Source organism: Polycladospora coralii (assembly GCF_014773435.2).
GTDB lineage: Bacteria > Bacillota > Bacilli > Thermoactinomycetales > Thermoactinomycetaceae > Polycladospora > Polycladospora coralii.
This window is the reverse complement of record NZ_JACXAG020000004.1, coordinates 49,170-65,708: the sequence shown is the minus strand read 5'-3', so window position 1 is coordinate 65,708 and position 16,539 is coordinate 49,170. Positions and strand designations below refer to the sequence as shown.

The window sequence follows — 16,539 nt, the reverse complement described above, 5'->3', positions numbered from 1 at the left end:
ATCAAGCATTAAACCGATATTTGAGATCTTATATAGTCGACTTGCCGAGCTATAACTTTTATACCATGTAATTTCTGATTTGGCTACTCCCTATTTTCTTCAGATTGCACTTCTTTTATTCGCTTCAAACTCTTCCAACGTAAGTAATACTTCACGTGGTTTACTTCCTTCATATGGGCCAATAATTCCACGATCTTCCATCATATCAATTAAGCGCGCTGCGCGTGTATAACCAACACGCAAACGACGTTGAATAAGGGAAACAGATGCCGTTTTCGCTTCTAGTACAAGTTCCACCGCCTGTGGATATAATTCATCCTGAATATCATCTGTTTTTTTATTTTCTACAGCTGTGGGAATCATCTCTTCTTGATAATTGGCCTCTTGCTGCTCTTTTACAAAAGAGACGACCGCTTCCACTTCTTCATCGGATAAAAAGGCACCTTGTACGCGCTTGGGTTTAGAAGCACCAATTGGTAGATACAACATGTCTCCACGGCCTAATAGTTTTTCAGCTCCGCCACCGTCTAAGATCGTACGAGAGTCTGCACCTGATGATACGGCGAACGCAATACGGGAAGGAATATTGGCTTTAATCACACCTGTAATCACATCTACTGATGGTCTTTGTGTAGCAATAATTAAATGAATACCAGCTGCTCGAGCCATTTGTGCGAGTCGACATATGGCGTCTTCTACATCTGCTGGTGCAACCATCATCAAATCAGCAAGTTCATCTACAATCACCACAATATAGGGTAAATGTTCCATCTTCTCTTTTACAAGCATGTTATATCTTTCGATATCCCGAGCCCCACTTTTTGCAAATAATTCATAACGCTTTTCCATCTCTTGTACAACTTTTTTTAATGCCATTGCGGCTTTACGTGGATCGGTAACCACTGGGGCAAGCAGATGTGGAATTCCATTGTATATATTTAATTCCACCATTTTGGGATCTATCATCATCAGTTTTACTTCATCAGGTCTAGCTTTGTAAAGGAGGCTAGTAATGATGCCGTTTATACATACACTTTTACCCGCTCCTGTAGCACCTGCTACCAGGAGATGCGGCATTGTCGCTAAATTAGCCACAATCGGATCACCAGATATGCCCATTCCAAGTGCAATACTTAATTTAGAATCTGATGATTCATACGGGGAACTTTCAAGCACATCACGCAATCGTACAATTTCCACTTCTTGATTTGGAACCTCAATACCAATTGCGGATTTACCAGGAATCGGGGCTTCAATACGAATATCTCTAGCTGCTAGCGCTAAGGCAATATCGTCAGCCAAGTTTACAATTTTGCTCACTTTCACTCCAGAGTGAGGCTGTAACTCATATCTCGTTACAGTAGGACCTCGATATCCACCTAACACAGTGGCTTGTACACCAAAACTTTCTAATGTTTTTTCTAATTTTTCAAGCATGCTTTCCGCATTGTCTTTCCGTTTCTTGCGTGTACCTGCCTTTTTATTGAGCAGATCAATACTTGGTATTCGATAATCTACAAGATCCGTCTGAGTCTCAAACTTAACTGAGATGGCCTCTTCATTTTGATCAGGTAAATCCGGCTCTGGTTGCTTTGTAAATTGAAGGGATAATTGTTTCTTTTTCTCATCGTTTATGTATGTTTGATCTTGAAAATCATGGATAACCGGTTTTTCTGGGATCTTAATTTGCTCATTTATAGGATCATCATTTACAGGATCTTCTATTGCTTTTTTGTTTGATCTTTTCTGGGATTTCACTTTCGATTTTGTTTGGGTGACCCGGCTTTTAGCCCACCGTTTCAAATCAATATTTTGTTTTTCTAAGTAGGTACGCACTTTGTTCACGACTTGCCTGTATGAAAAACCGGTCAAAAGTAACGTTCCCGATAACGTAACCGCACCTAAGATAATAATGGTTCCAATTTCATCAAATAAAAAGAAAAGCACTGCATAGGTGATTGCCCCTACCATACCGCTTCCAATATCCAGTGGGACATCAGAGGTTCGATCTTGTAAAAGTCGATCCCATGTGGCATCGAGTATACCCTTTGCTTGTTCTTGTGGTGTAAACGCATCAAAAGAGAGTAAATGCGTAAAGCAGAGTAAAGCAATTAGCATCAAAGTTAATCCCGTTAGACGGGATGACCATTTCCGTGGCCAGTCTCGTTTGATCATGACATAGATGCCAACACCTACACCCGTAAGCGGAATAATAAAGTCCCATATTCCTACTACAAACCGTGATAAAACGGTGAGATTACGTCCGATTGCCCCATAGCTAGCCAATGCAATAATGGATAATGCGACAATTACAATTCCATAAATCTCAAATAACAATTCATTTTTTAGTTCCTGTTTTTTTTGATTCTTCTTAGACATCCCGATCACCTTCTCTATTTCCGTTCAACCTCTATTATAGCACTATGAATCATCATGCTCATCTTTAAATCGATCTCTGTGTCTGATTGGATTCATTCGTCCGTGATACGAATCAGTTATCCTACTTATTCGCTGACACGTTAGGAAATCCTGTTACACCATTCACATCTCGTGTTCTTATCGTTCGTTTGCTCACATATTTTGTGATATGCACAAGAAGAGAATAAATCATGTAGGAAGGAGAGAATGGGTTTGCACGCTAAAGCAGATGTGACTGAAGAAGTGTTATCCGTATTAAGAGACAAATCAAGTAATCAGCAACTACTTGATACACTCATTTATTTATCACGCTTATACCTCGGATTTTTTGTCAAACACACTCCCCGAGCTTATGAATATGTGTGGTTAATCGAAAAAATTGGCGATCCTAGAGGAAAAAAAATTTTAGATATCGGAGCAGGTATTACACCTTTACCCATCTATCTCGCCTATCAAGGGGCAGAAGTATATACGGTTGATTTTTCAGAAATGCATGATTGGTTTGAAGCTGATCGCTCTCACTGGTTTGAATGGGGATACGTAGATTATCAGCATGTACACGCTAATATTTTCTCCTATCAAAAAAATATATTAGATATGCATTTTCCCAATCAATATTTTGATGTGATTTATTCCATAAGTGTGATTGAACATATGGCTGCTCATGACCGGAGACATTTATGGAATAAAATGAATAAGTGGTTAAAAGACGACCAGCATTTGCTTCTTACCTTGGATTTAATAAAAGATACAGAACAACTTCATAATTATTATCTTGATCTACTTATCGAAGAATCAGCTATCCACGGTAGTATCCATGATTTAAAAACTGAATTAGAAAGAGGGTTCAAAATAAAAGAGATCGACTATATGAAAGAAATCCCCTTTTTAGAGCAAAATATTGATATTGCCATGTTAGTTGGAAACAAAAAAACTTTGGTGAACTAAAAGGATTGCCATCAACCATGTTTGATGGCAATCAAGCCAGCTCAAACACCGTTACCGCGACCCCTTCTATGTTGATTAGACGCGCAATCGATTCCATGATTTTTTGATCAGAAGTATCTGATTCAACTTTGAGCTGCTCGTATTGTTTCACGCCACATGCGTAGACAAGTTCTGAAATCGATATATTTTTATGCTGGGCCTGGTTTTGGTGGAGCAAATGAGATTGTCCTCCTGTTCTTCTAGAAACACCATCATATATAATCACTGCTTTTACACTTTGTTGTTGAGAAACTGCTTCCATCAGTGCCTGAATACCACTGTGAATAAAACCATAATCCCCTATTACGGCTAGGGCCGACTTTCCCGCTCTAGTCAATCCAGTCGCTACACTAATTGCCGATCCCAGGCAATAGCCCCACTCTGCGATATCGTATGGTGGATATTGGAGTGAGATCGATGATCCGACGTCAACTGCAACAGGGATAGAATGCCTTTTCACATACTGAGATAACACTTGATATACACGTGTAAGTGGTAAATAGGATTCGGGAGCCTTGTTTTCCCTCATTTGAGGTGTTGATTGTATGGCATCTAGTGGTGTTTGTTCTTGTAGTGCACGCCATGAAGCCTGAATGCGAGATGCAGATAACGGACCATAATGCGCAAATGTACCATTGCCTCTTCCGTATATCTCCGTTTTGAGCTGATGTTGTTGAGCTAAGACTCGCACTTGTGTTTCTAGGAAATCCCCTGGTTCTTCCAATAGCATAATGTATGGATAAGATTTTAAAAACGAAATGATTTTCTTTTCTGGTAAGGGCCATACTGTAGTTAGTCTCAGATAAGGCATTTCCATTCCCTCTAAAAACGTATGACACCCACTGCTACAGATAAACCCAACACGATGGCTAGCTCTGCTTTCATTTATACCTACATTTATAGATTGTAAAAAAGATAATATATGTGGATAAGTATAGGTCTGATAATGATTCATACGGCCTAGTTTCGATAATCTACGTGCCACTTCATCTGAAACTCGATAGGGAGTATGTAATACGTTTTTGTGATTCATGGAATCATCCACTTGCATATGACTTAATCGCAATCGTGAACTGATACGTACAACAACGGGAATCGAACAAGTTTCAGATAGTTCAAAAGCAGTGGGAATAATTCCTCTCACTTCACTTGCTGTATTAGGGTCAAATACAGGGACTCCGGCAAGCTTAGCTAGTGACCTGGAGTCTTGTTCTACGGTTGACTTAACACTACCGATATCATCCATTGCTAAGATCACAAGTCCTCCACCGATGCCATGCATGACAGCATTCACCATCGGATCATATAAAATACTCATGCCTGCTTGCTTAATCACAACTCCTGCACGAAATCCAGCCGCTGAAATGCCCAAGGAGAGCTCAAAGGCCACTTTTTCATTGACACTCCATTCGAATGAGTCGAAAGATTGGAGTAATTGATCCCCCACATCATTTGCCGGATACCCAAAAACACCGAATGCTGAATGAATTTGAGCATCGAGCAATCCTAATGCTGCCGCTTCGATACCATTTACTTGTACCATGTCATCACCTCTATTTATGACTTCGTTACTGGATTATCCATGTACAGTGCGGATTGGTACACATCTAGCGTTTGGGCAGCGATTCTTTTCCAATTGTATTTCATGGGTAATTGTAAATAGGCGTTTCTCGCCAACCTATTCATTTCTTGTGGATGATCTAATGCCCAATTGATTTGCACGATAAGTGATTCCACACTTCCAGTAGATACTTTAATACCTGTCACATGATCTTCTACCGTCTCATCTGGACCACATGCATCAGATACAAGTACGGGCGTTTGATGGGACATCGCTTCAAGTACGGTAATGCCAAATGGTTCATGTAGACTGGGCAAACAATATAAATAAGCTAATCGATATAGAAAGTGAAGGGTTTCCTCATCAACAAAGCCAGTAAATAAAACTTGCGATCCAAATCCCTGTTCCTCGATTCGTTGTTGCAAAGCTTCTTTTAAATAGCCTTCGCCACTCAAAACAAACTTGGTGTTTGGATGACAATGAATAATATAGGGAATCGCTTCAACTAACAAGGCAATCCCTTTTTCAATGATCATTCTGCCTGCAAAAAATAGAATTCTCTCTTCTGGTAAGGCGATTCTACTTCTTAGTTCTCGTAATTGTTCAATCTTTGTATGATTTAATCGTTCAGGAATTAATACCCCATTATGAATAAGCTTGATCTTCTCTTCAGCATGCTCAAAGGTTGTACGAACACCGTCTACCATACATTTACTACAAACAATGATTTGATGTGCCCACTTAGTCAGTTGGGACTCTGCTAGGTGTACATATTCGTTATGCTTAACATTAATCGATTCGCACTTATATTTTTCGATTCCATGCATCGTATACACAATCGGCAAATCATAAGACCGCTTTAATTCTTGTGCCGCATATGATGTTAGCCACTCATGTGCGTGTACCAAATCAACTTTTAAACCAAAGGCAGTTTGGCATTGAAATTCGGCTATCATGGCTAGGTTCAATTGAAAGATCCATGTAAGAAAATCTTCCTCTCTCCTTTCATCACAAGTATTTACCCGATATACGTGTACCCCGTCTATCACTTCATAAGACTTTGCACCTTCTGGTCCATATGTAAGCAAATGAATTTCAATATTATACGCTACTAGGTGTTCGGATAAACGCCTTACCGCAGTTGATACACCACCCACTTGATAAGGAGGATATTCCCAACTCAAAACGAGTACGCGCAAGGCAGGAGGACGTTGCTTATCAATTGATACTTCAGTAGCAGGCTCAAGCTGCACAGGATAGGCATTCATATATGTTTTATTCTTTTCTTCGAGTTGAATGAACTCATCTTCTGTCAACTGATTAAAGCGAGAATGAATAAATATTTCTTGAGCTCGTACCAAGCGTGTATACTTTTGATCTATTTCTTTTTTCTCTGATAGATGGATACCTATGAGCTCCATTATCATTTGCTTGACAGCGCGGTTAAAGTATATATGCTGGGTACTCACTTTTGCTAACATTTGCCTCAGTTGAAGTTCAACCACATGGAGATGACGTAGTATCCATCGTTCATCTTCCTGCAAATCGAAGGGGATATCTGGCCCCGATTTTAGCACTTGGGATATAGCATCAAATCTGAACTTATTGCTTCCATCTTCAGATTGCATACAGATGGAATGAGAGCGTAAAATAGGAAGAAAATGTTCATGATGTAAAAAACCGATCTTTGCAATATACCCCTGCTTCTGAACAACATTTGTGATGATGCATGAGCTAGCTGAATTGGGTATTTCCCATTCATAACATTCCTCCTCAAGCTGTTCTTGTTTTTTTTCATGATACAACTTTAATATGAAGTTCATTTCGGTTTCTGTCTGCTCAAGAAGTCCTCCAATCATTTTTTTCCAATTTGTAGTCACTTCCCAATATACAAATATGGAATTGGGTTCCAAAGTTGTCAATCCTAAATAATTGTAGCCATAATGTGTAGGGAGTTGGTCGCGATTCGCTAGCTCCAAGCGACTAGGCATCGGATCCACATCATAAAATTTGACCTTCAATTTTGAAACACCTTCCCCTCTCCTCCAAGTAGTATTGAATATGATTTGTTGTGTATATCGCGTTCCTTGAACAATTTTCACCAGGCCCGCCAAGCGCTTGTTTGAAGGCATTATCGCTCAAAAAACACTTCCGACACTACTGATTCTATACATTTTATTGTTTGATATGTGGAATATTCATCTTCGGTGACACTGAATGATTTTATTCAAACATGAGGTTGCGATTCTTGCCATGAATATGCATTAAATTACAATTTAAAAATTTATATAAAACCCATATAGATACCTATTGATATAGAAAAACATCCACATGTCAAACGCTTAATCGTGGGATCGGGTCATAGCACTTGTGAAAAAACTTCAAATTACAGACCCTATTCATTTTTTGGGTCAAGTTTCGGATAAAACGCGAGACCACCTTTATCAACTTGCAGATCCTTATTCGAACCTTTCGGTCTTTTACAATGTCATTTAAAACACCTGTCGTTGTTTCTTGAATGGGAGGCTTAGCTTAAATTGTGACGCACGGCAAAAATGGTCTGCTTGCTGAAGTCCACTCCTTAGCAGAACAGCTAACCTGGATCTTAGATCATCCGCAAAAAGCGAAACAATTAGCTCTCTATGCATATAAATCCTTGTCTGTACATTTTAGTTGGAAACAGGTTGCACAACACACATAAAACAAGTGTACCTTTTAGGCACACTTGTTTTCATTTTTCAAATTACTCTTTCACATTGATAAACAGCTTCCCTGTTGCTTCTTCTCGTACTTCATTTCCAAACGCATCACGTAAAATGACTTCAATTACTGCCCCCTTCATATCTCTCAGATTGGATGTAGCCGTGTAGTATGCTGTGTAATGTCCTGCTCCATCTTCCATCATTGGAAACTCTGTGATCGAGGAAGCTTTCATACTTCGCACAGGATTAGCGAGCGGCATCCGAATAATATAAGAAGCTTTCAACTTCGCTTCACTATTTAGCTCAATTTTCACAGATTCCCCACTTTTTAAATGGACATCTTGATTTGGTTTTAAATTTTTAATTTGAGGTACGGTTGTTTTGGCAAATACGTTTACCGATTTTTTCGTTTTGTTACCCGCTTTATCAATAGCGGATACATCGATCTTGTTTTCACCTTCATTAAGCAGGAGTCGGTAAGTAAAACTGCCATCATCTTTTAGCGTGGCCTTTTTGCCATTTACTTTTACGTGTGCCAAGTAGTCATCTGTTGCTTGCCCTGTAACCGTGATGACCTCTTTATTTGTCTTTGTACCGTCAAGCGGTGCTGTAATCGTTAATCCAGGCTTTTTCCGATCCAGTGTGACATTTACTTTTGCCGATGGGTTTGTATCCCCTATATCGGTTACAGATATCGCAGTTAATACATTTTTACCCTTTTTCAAATTTACTTCAGTTGAGAAGATGCCTTCTGCTGTTGCTTTTGTCTCTGCGATTTCCTTGCCTTTGTTATATAGCTTAACCGTGGTCGATGGACTAGCTTGTCCGCTCACCGTAATCGTTTTTTGGTTAACGAAGCTATCATTTTTTGGTGATTCAATCACAGGGGCCACTGCTTCGTAGTCCACTTGAGCCCGAATCATGAAGTTCCCTTCAATTACAGGCGCTTTTTCCCATGTTCCGCCCCAGTTTAACCAGTTACGTTGTGAATTGGGATAACTGTGGTCTACGGATAAACCTGGTGTATCAGGGTAAACATCTTTTTGGATATAGACGACATAAAAATCGCCCTCTACCAGAATACTTTTATCCGCTAAATCAATCTTTTGCCACTTTCCGAATTGCTCCACCGCTGCATCAATCGGACCGACAAGCCTTTTACCCGGGCTCCCTTCAGGTCCACTCGCATCATAAATGGCGACCTGAAAGTCAGTTTCTTCAGGTGCAAGCTCTCCACTAAAGAAATGGATGAGAGCCGATTGAAGTAACGCACGATCCTTCCCATCAGCTAAAGACATTTTTACTGCAAATTGGGTACCTGCATCATAAGTAACAAATCCGTCGGCAGTCCCATCATCATAGCCAATTTCACCTGGATAACTGATAAAAGGTTTCAAATCAAAATTCTGAGTAATCGTTTCATTTCCTTTTATTTCAATCGTCGCTTCCTGTCCAAAATAGTGCGGGGCACCTACTTTTAAAGTATAGGTCCCTTCGTAAGCCTGGATCGAGTAGTTCCCATTTTCATCGGATTGAACAGGTTTCACCACTGCATCTTCGACCAGGTAAAGGGTTGCACCTTGAATCGGTTTTCCTGATTTCTCATCTTTAATCTGGCCGGAAACTGTTCCTTGTGCAATCGGATCAAGTATGAAATTTTGGGTCGTTGTGGTATCCCGCATCACTTGAACTTGGTGTGCTTTCGAATGGTAGCCATAGGCTTCCGCTTGCACTGTAAAATCTCCTACCGTGTGAATAAGTGAATAACTACCATCAACAGGGTTAACCGTTGTAGCACGACCTGTTTCTAACACATTCACCTGAGCTGCCACAGGCAATGTTGACGGTGTCGGCTTAACATTGGCAGAAACGATCTTTTCCTTTTTACTCGGTTTTAACGTTTTAGGATCGATAATTTTACGTACATTTTTCTTAGCTTGCTTAGGCGGTTTGGGTAAGATTTGATTTTTTTTGCTAGCAGATTTGGCTTCACCCATGTCCCCGCTTAAACGCATATTATCAATATACCACCCAGTTTGTGAGACAATCGGGTCCGATATGACATTAAAGTTAAGATAGACACGTTGTCCCGCATACTCCGATAAAGCAATTTGTTCATCAATCCATCCATTGCTTGCACCATTGTATGTAGCAAGCGATGTCCAATTGCGCTGATCCGTTGAAATATAGAGTTGACCATAATCAAAGCCTTCTTCTAACGCATACCATTGTTTAAATTGAAGATAAGTCTCTCCTTCTGGTAAATCAATGGGTGGCATGATTAAGTTCATATTGGCAGAGTTAGCGTAATTACCCGCTAAGTTAGTCGCAAATACTTTTTCACCAGAAGCAGCTGACTCGGGTCCAGATGTGGGAACGCCCCACTCCCAGCTGTTTTGTGCACCATATGATAACCATCCTGTTGGGTAAGTTTCAAAATCTTCCTCGTATCCATGCGAAATGCCTTCACGCAGTTCTAAATCATATGAATCAGAGGTGACTATATTTTCTCCATAATCCTTAACTTTCCAATAGTAGGTTAAATTCGATTGAACTAATTCTTGCCCAGGGATAGTCGCCTGATAATCTCCTGTACGATAGTTACCGGCTACTTGTTCTGCTGTTATGATTTTCCATTCTGCATCTACGGCTGTACGATAAAATAAATCGACACCTGTAATACTCACATTATCTTCTACCTGTACAACAAGTGGAAGATTCGCTTTTTTATATGCGAATGCAGGTGATTCATGCTTAAATGTGGGCACTTTCGTATCTTCCCCTGCCGTTAGAACTTGTCCATTCATTTCTCCTAAGCCGGTACGAATAGCTTCGACTGCGGCCTTTGCATCGACTAAACCATATCCATAACCATTATTGGGCGTACCTTGATATTTTGAATCGAACAGCGGCTTAGCCGTACTTGTTAAAATCGTTTCAATTTCCGTGACAGTAAGTCCTGCATCGACTTGTTTAAGAAGTGCGGCAATAGCAGACACATGCGGCCCTGCCATGGACGTTCCTTCCCATCCACCTTCATAGCCATCACCTGGAACAGACGAACGAATATCAACACCGGGTGCTGAAATCTCAGGTTTTACCTCATCGTAGGGAGAAGGTCCTTTGGACGAAAAACCTGCAATTTTGTCTTCTATATCTGTAGCACCTGTCGCAAAGGATTCAGGATAGTTTGCTGGATTAGCAACCGTTTCTTTCGATCCACCATCATTTCCAGCAGAAAACTCTGGGAAGATTTCAGCTGAGCGCCACACTTCCACCATCGGGCGATACCACTCATCAAGCCCAGGCCCGCCTCCCCAAGAGTTATTCACCACATCAGGTGCTTTTTCTGGATGCGGATTCCCCTCCGCATCTTTAGGAGCCAAAATCCATTCCCCCGCAGCGAGCAGGTCAGCGTCGGTTCCTCCAGCAGCACTAAATGCTTTTACGGCAATCCATTTGGCACCTGGAGCCACACCGATGCGATTATTACCACCTGATTCAGACCCCACCATTGTACCCATTGTATGTGTCCCATGTGCTAGATCATCATAGGGTACTGCTTGTCCAGTCGTGGGATCGTACCAGTTAAAGGTGTGATCCACTTCACCGGTAGCAGGATCATAGCCTCTATATTTATCTTTAAGTGCTGGATGGTCCCATTGCACCCCAGTATCAATATTGGCGATGACGACACCGCTACCATCAATACCTTCTTCCCACAGTTGAGGTACGTTTACGCGATCGATATTCCATTCCGTTGTCGATTCGGGTTTAACATTTCTTGTATTTTGCTTTTTTTGAGGTGCAATGATTTGTCTTTTTTCATTCGGTAATATTTTTTCCACTGTACCCCATTTAGCTAAATCCTCCATCACATCTTTGGTTCCGGTAACTGAAATGGCATTCACAATATAATAAGATTGATAGTCGCTTACTTTCCCCGCTTTTTTCTGTTCTGCAAGCCAAGTCAAAATTGGCTTTTGTGTTTCAGTCGCGGTAGACCGCAACTCAGAAACAATTGCGGAGCGTTTCATTAATTCCGTTTTAAAAGCAGACTGTTGCTGTTTTTTTGCTTTTTTTTCTGTATTTAATGCAATTTTTTTGTGTTTGTTTGCTCCGAAAATTTAATCAAAAAAGATATTTCATTTTTCTTAGTAAACTGATTTAATAATCGATTGCTAATTTTTTCTTTGTAAGTAGGTAAAGTATCTGTTGAAGATTGTTGTGCAATTGAATGTGTTGGTATTACAGAAAGCCCCATCAAAAGTATTATCATCATGAAACTAAAAACTTGTAACACAAACTTATAATGCTTATTCATCACATAACCCCTTCCATATAATTTTCCCTACATATACTATATTACATGATATATAACCTTATTTTCAAATAAATTATAAAAATAAAAAAAGTGAGCGCATCATTTAGATACGCTCACTTATAACCAATTGAATTTATTTTTTTACATTGATAAACAATTTCCCAGCAGCTTCTTTACGTATTTCATTCCCAAATTCATCACGTAAAATCACTTCAACTACTGCTCCTTGAATATTTTTTAAGTTCGAAGTTGCGGTGTAGTAAGCTGTATAGTGCCCCTCTCCATCTTCCATCATAGGGAATTCTGTGATTGAAGATGTCTTCATACTTCTGACTGGATTAGCCAGGGGCATCCGAATGATATAAGAAGCTTTTAAATCGGTTTCACTGTCTAATTCAATTTTAACGGATTCTCCACTTTTTAAGGTGATATCTTCATTTGGATGCAGATTTTCAATTGTTGGCGGTGTAGATTTAACATACACTTTCACAGTTTTTTTCACTTTATTTCCTGCTTGGTCGATTGCTAACACTTTAATTTTGTTTTCGCCTTCGCTCAAGAGGAGTCGATAGGTGAACGTTCCATCCTCTTTTAATGTCGCTTTTTTACCATTTACTTTTACTTTGTCTAAGTTTTCATCTACCGCTTTACCCGAAACTGTGATTACTTCTTTATTGGTTTTCAACCCATCTAGTGGAGAGTCAATCGTTAATACCGGTTTTTTCTGATCAAGCGTAATTGTAATCGGCGCTGATGGTTCCGTTCCCCCACTTTCCGTTACAGATGTAGCAGTGAGCACGTTTTCCCCTTTCTTTAAGTTGATTTCCACTGAGAAAGTTCCTTCATCTGTTGCCGGTGTTGTAGCTATTTCTTCTCCCCCATTAAATAGTTTAACCGTCGTTGTTGGGGCTGCTTTCCCTGTTACCGTCACTTTTTCTTTGTTGGTCAAACTGTTATTTTTGGGAGATTCGATGATAGGTGGCGTCACTTCATAATTGACACGTGCACGAATCATGTAGTTCCCTTCTTCAAGCGGTGTAGGTGACCATGCACCACCTAATCTTTGCCAGCTTCTCTCAGCGTTCACTCCATCTTCGTCTGTCGCTAAACCTGGTGTATTGGGGTTGTCATACTTTTGCTGGTAAACCATATAGAAGTCGCCTTCTACGACAATCCCTTGTGCAGATAGGTCAACAACCGTCCAATCTCCATTACGAAGTGCAGTAGCATCAATAGGTCCAGCTAATTTCTTACCCGGAGCCCCATCTGTTCCACTCGCATCATAAACTTCAACTGCGAACTCATCACCACCAGGTACCGGCCATTCTGTATCCCAGAAGCGGAATACTCCAGCTGTAACCATCGCTTTATGATGACCTTCCGCTAGCGACATTTTGACCGCCCAGCTATTTCCACCCGCATTCCACGCACGTGCATTATCTGCAGTACCGTCATCATATCCGATTTCTCCTGGATAACCGATAAACGGCTTTAATGCGAGATCTTTCGTAATCGTTTCATTTCCTTTTATTTCGACAGTCATTTCTTGTGCATAATATGTTGGTGCCGTCACTTTTAAGGTGTAATTCCCTTGATAGGCTGTCAACGCGTAGTTTCCGTCTTCATCCGTCTTCACGGGTTCAATTCGCGCATCCTCCAGAAGTGCCACGGTTGCATCCGCAATCGGTTCCCCTGTTTTTTCATTTGTGATCTTACCTGAAACCGTTCCCTGGGCAATCGCTTCCAATACAAAGTTTGCTTCAACCACGCTATCTCGTGGAATGTTGACCGCACGATCTTGTGACTGATATCCATATGCTTCTGCGCGCAATGTGTAATCGCCAGCAGCATGATAAAGTGCATAACTTCCATCAGCTGGACTTGAAGTCGTCGATCTACCCGACTCCAGTACAGACACTTGTGCAACCAGAGGCAGAGCTGTTGGTTTAGGTGTGCCGCTGTTGGCTGTATGCGTCTGAGGTCCTACAACTTGCGCTTTTTTAGCCGGCTTTATCTTTTTAGGATCAACCGCTTTTTTAGCCGTTGCTCGCTTTTGTTCACTTTTAGTCTTTTCAACCCCTAATTGCGCTTTTTTGGTTGGTGAAATCGCTTCATCCGTTAATCTAAGGTCATCAATGTACCACCCTTTATTCGTAATCGATAAATCAGAGGTTACGTTAAAAGTGACATAAATACGCTCCCCTGCATACACAGACAAATCTACTTGTTCTTCAATCCAGCCTCCACTTGTACCATTATAGGTCGCTAGTTCTGTCCAGCTTTGCTGATCACGCGATACAAATATCTTGCCATAATCAAACGAAGTTTCTAACTCATACCAGCTCTTAAACTGGAGATAAGTCGTTCCTTCTGGTAAATCAATTGGGGGCATGAGTAGATTCATATTGGCATTATTGGCGTAGTCACCACTTAAATTTGTAGCATACACTTTCTCACCTGACATCGCACTTACAGGACCAGCTGTCGGAATTCCCCATTCCCAGCTATTTTCAGCACCATATGAAGACCAACCTGCTGGATACGTTTCGAAGTCTTGTTCATATCCACGTGTGATACCCGGTTGAATCTCCACCGCATAGGTGTCTGAAGTGACCTCATTGTTTCCAAAATCGTTCACTGTCCAATAATAAGATAAGGTGGGTCTTTCTACATCAGCTCCAGGTATGATCGCTTGATACACACCAGAGCGATAATCCCCACTGGTTCGATTAGCTGTAATTTGTTTCCACTCATCGCTTTCCTTACCACGATAGTGTAATTGAACAGATTGGATACTAATATTGTCACTGACGGACAAGTTGAGCGGTAAATCCATGTTTTCAAAGGCAATGCTAGGTGCATCATGTGTCCAGGTCGGTTCTTCTGTATCTTCTCCTTCTATCAATACCTGCCCTTTCACTTCACCTAAGCCATCAATGACAGATGACACGGCATCATAAGCGTTCACTAATCCATGCCCATAGCCATTATTAGGTGTATCTGGGAAAGTACTATCCGTTAAGGGAATGGCTGTTTGCGTGAGAATTTGCTCAATTTGATCGATTGATAGTGATGCATTTGCTTGTTTTAATAAAGCGACCACCCCTGCAACATGCGGACCGGCCATAGAAGTCCCATTCCAACCCCCTTCATAACCACTTCCAGGGATAGCGGAACGAATATTGACACCCGGTGCGGATATTTCCGGTTTGACCTCGTTATATGGAGACGGCCCTTTAGAAGAAAAACTCGCTAAATTATTTTCACTATCTGTCGCACCAGTCGCAAACGATTCCGGGTAATTAGCTGGATTTGCAATCGTTTCAGCCGTTCCACCGTCGTTACCAGCTGAAAACTCTGGGAAAATATCAGCAGCACGCCAGTTTTCTACCATGGGACGGTACCATTCATCTAGTCCAGGACCACCACCCCATGAGTTATTCACCACATCGGGCGCCTTTTCAGGATGCGGGGTGCCATCTGCATCGGTCGGGGCTAAAATCCATTCGCCAGCCGCCAGTAAGTCAGCATCCGTACCACCTAATGCAGTGAAAGCTTTTACCGCAATCCACTTAGCTCCAGGTGCTACACCGATTTGATTACTACCGTCTGGTTCTGCTCCTACCATCGTTCCCATCGTATGTGTACCATGTCCCTGGTCATCATAGGGAATAGCTTGTCCTGTGGTCGGATCAAACCAGTTAAAAGTATGGTCCGCTTCACCCGTAGCAGGATCATATCCTCGGTACTTTTCTTTAAGTGCTGGGTGATCCCATTGTACACCAGTATCAATATTGGCGATGACGACACCACTACCATCAATGCCCTTCTCCCACACACCAGGTACACCAATTTGGTTTAAATTCCACTCGGTAGATTGAGGGGTAATGTCACCACTTGCTTTACTTTTATCTGCTAAACCAACCAATTGCCTGGTTTCATTCGGTAATATTTTGGCGATTTGATTAAATTGGGCAAGTTCCTTCATCACTTTTTCATCACCGGTCACCGCAATCGCGTTGACAATGAAAAACGATTTATAATCAGAAACACGTCCTGCTTGCTTCTGTTTTTCCAACCACGTCATAACGGGAGCTTGTGTTTGTTCTGCTGTGAGACGCAATTCAGAAATGACAGCGGACCGCTTCATTAATTCTTTCTTAAAAGCACTTACCTTCTGCTTCTTTGCTTTCGTTTCCATATCTTTCGCTACTTTTTGTGTATTCGTTTGTTCACTGAATTTCACCAGAAAGGTTATTTCTTTTTGCTTATTAAATTGATCAGTTAATCGTTTACTTATTTTTTTAGCAGGAGTAACTTGCTTGTTATCATTAAGAGATAGATTCGTTGTGTTTTCTGTCGCCATTGCTAAACCAGGAGCGAATGACATCACGATCACAAGAATGGACAAGATCCAGCTTAAAGTAAATACCGATCGATTTTTTTTCAAAATTGAATCCCCTTTCATGAATCATCCCATTTTCTTTTTTTCGTACAGTGAACAAATCCTCCTTTATGTGCGTGTGATAATTTTAAAATCCTACACT

At 41.0% G+C, this 16,539-nt stretch carries 8 protein-coding genes; 2 read left to right on the top strand and 6 right to left on the bottom strand.

The features are described 5' to 3' along the window. Positions 1–99: 99 nt before the first annotated feature. Positions 100–2,379 (bottom strand): FtsK/SpoIIIE family DNA translocase, encoded by a 2,280-nt coding sequence (locus tag IC619_RS10030; RefSeq protein ID WP_191139902.1) that lies wholly within the window; start codon positions 2,377–2,379, stop codon positions 100–102. 252 nt (positions 2,380–2,631) lie between these two features. Between IC619_RS10030 and IC619_RS10025 the strand changes: the two genes are divergently transcribed. Next, on the top strand, positions 2,632–3,366 hold the full coding sequence (locus IC619_RS10025; RefSeq protein ID WP_191139903.1) for a class I SAM-dependent methyltransferase: 735 nt from the start codon (positions 2,632–2,634) through the stop codon (positions 3,364–3,366). A 31-nt stretch (positions 3,367–3,397) separates the two neighbouring features. On the opposite strand, the gene IC619_RS10020 is transcribed toward IC619_RS10025, so the two are convergent. Continuing rightward, complete coding sequence (locus IC619_RS10020; RefSeq protein WP_191139904.1) at positions 3,398–4,948, bottom strand: thiamine pyrophosphate-dependent enzyme; 1,551 nt, start codon at positions 4,946–4,948, stop codon at positions 3,398–3,400. Positions 4,949–4,962: 14 nt separating this feature from the next. Then, positions 4,963–6,987, bottom strand: coding sequence for a glycosyltransferase (locus IC619_RS10015; protein ID WP_191139905.1), 2,025 nt, complete (start codon positions 6,985–6,987; stop codon positions 4,963–4,965). Between the two features lie 518 nt (positions 6,988–7,505). On the opposite strand from IC619_RS10015, the gene IC619_RS10010 reads away from it, so the two are divergent. Continuing rightward, positions 7,506–7,667: a glycosyltransferase gene (locus IC619_RS10010; protein WP_191139906.1), complete on the top strand. Its 162-nt coding sequence runs from the start codon at positions 7,506–7,508 to the stop codon at positions 7,665–7,667. Between the two features lie 42 nt (positions 7,668–7,709). On the opposite strand, the gene IC619_RS10005 is transcribed toward IC619_RS10010, so the two are convergent. The 3 genes from IC619_RS10005 to IC619_RS10000 form a co-directional block, all read right to left on the bottom strand. Further along, on the bottom strand, positions 7,710–11,705 hold the full coding sequence (locus IC619_RS10005; RefSeq protein ID WP_249669818.1) for a S8 family serine peptidase: 3,996 nt from the start codon (positions 11,703–11,705) through the stop codon (positions 7,710–7,712). A gap of 53 nt (positions 11,706–11,758) precedes the next feature. Then, positions 11,759–11,992, bottom strand: a complete 234-nt coding sequence (locus IC619_RS16815) for a hypothetical protein (RefSeq protein ID WP_249669817.1) — start codon at positions 11,990–11,992, stop codon at positions 11,759–11,761. A 133-nt stretch (positions 11,993–12,125) separates the two neighbouring features. After that, the gene (locus IC619_RS10000; protein WP_249669815.1) at positions 12,126–16,442 is read right to left on the bottom strand and encodes a S8 family serine peptidase; all 4,317 of its coding nucleotides are present in this window, start codon (positions 16,440–16,442) and stop codon (positions 12,126–12,128) included. Between the last annotated feature and the right edge of the window lie 97 nt (positions 16,443–16,539).

What these genes read in the sequence shown, in the direction of transcription:
- IC619_RS10030 (WP_191139902.1), bottom strand. Translation starts at nt 2,379, where the DNA reads ATGTCTAAGAAGAATCAAAAAAAACAGGAACTAAAAAATGAATTGTTA.
- IC619_RS10020 (WP_191139904.1), bottom strand. Translation starts at nt 4,948, where the DNA reads ATGGTACAAGTAAATGGTATCGAAGCGGCAGCATTAGGATTGCTCGAT.
- IC619_RS10005 (WP_249669818.1), bottom strand. Translation starts at nt 11,705, where the DNA reads ATGAAACGCTCCGCAATTGTTTCTGAGTTGCGGTCTACCGCGACTGAA.
- IC619_RS16815 (WP_249669817.1), bottom strand. Translation starts at nt 11,992, where the DNA reads ATGAATAAGCATTATAAGTTTGTGTTACAAGTTTTTAGTTTCATGATG.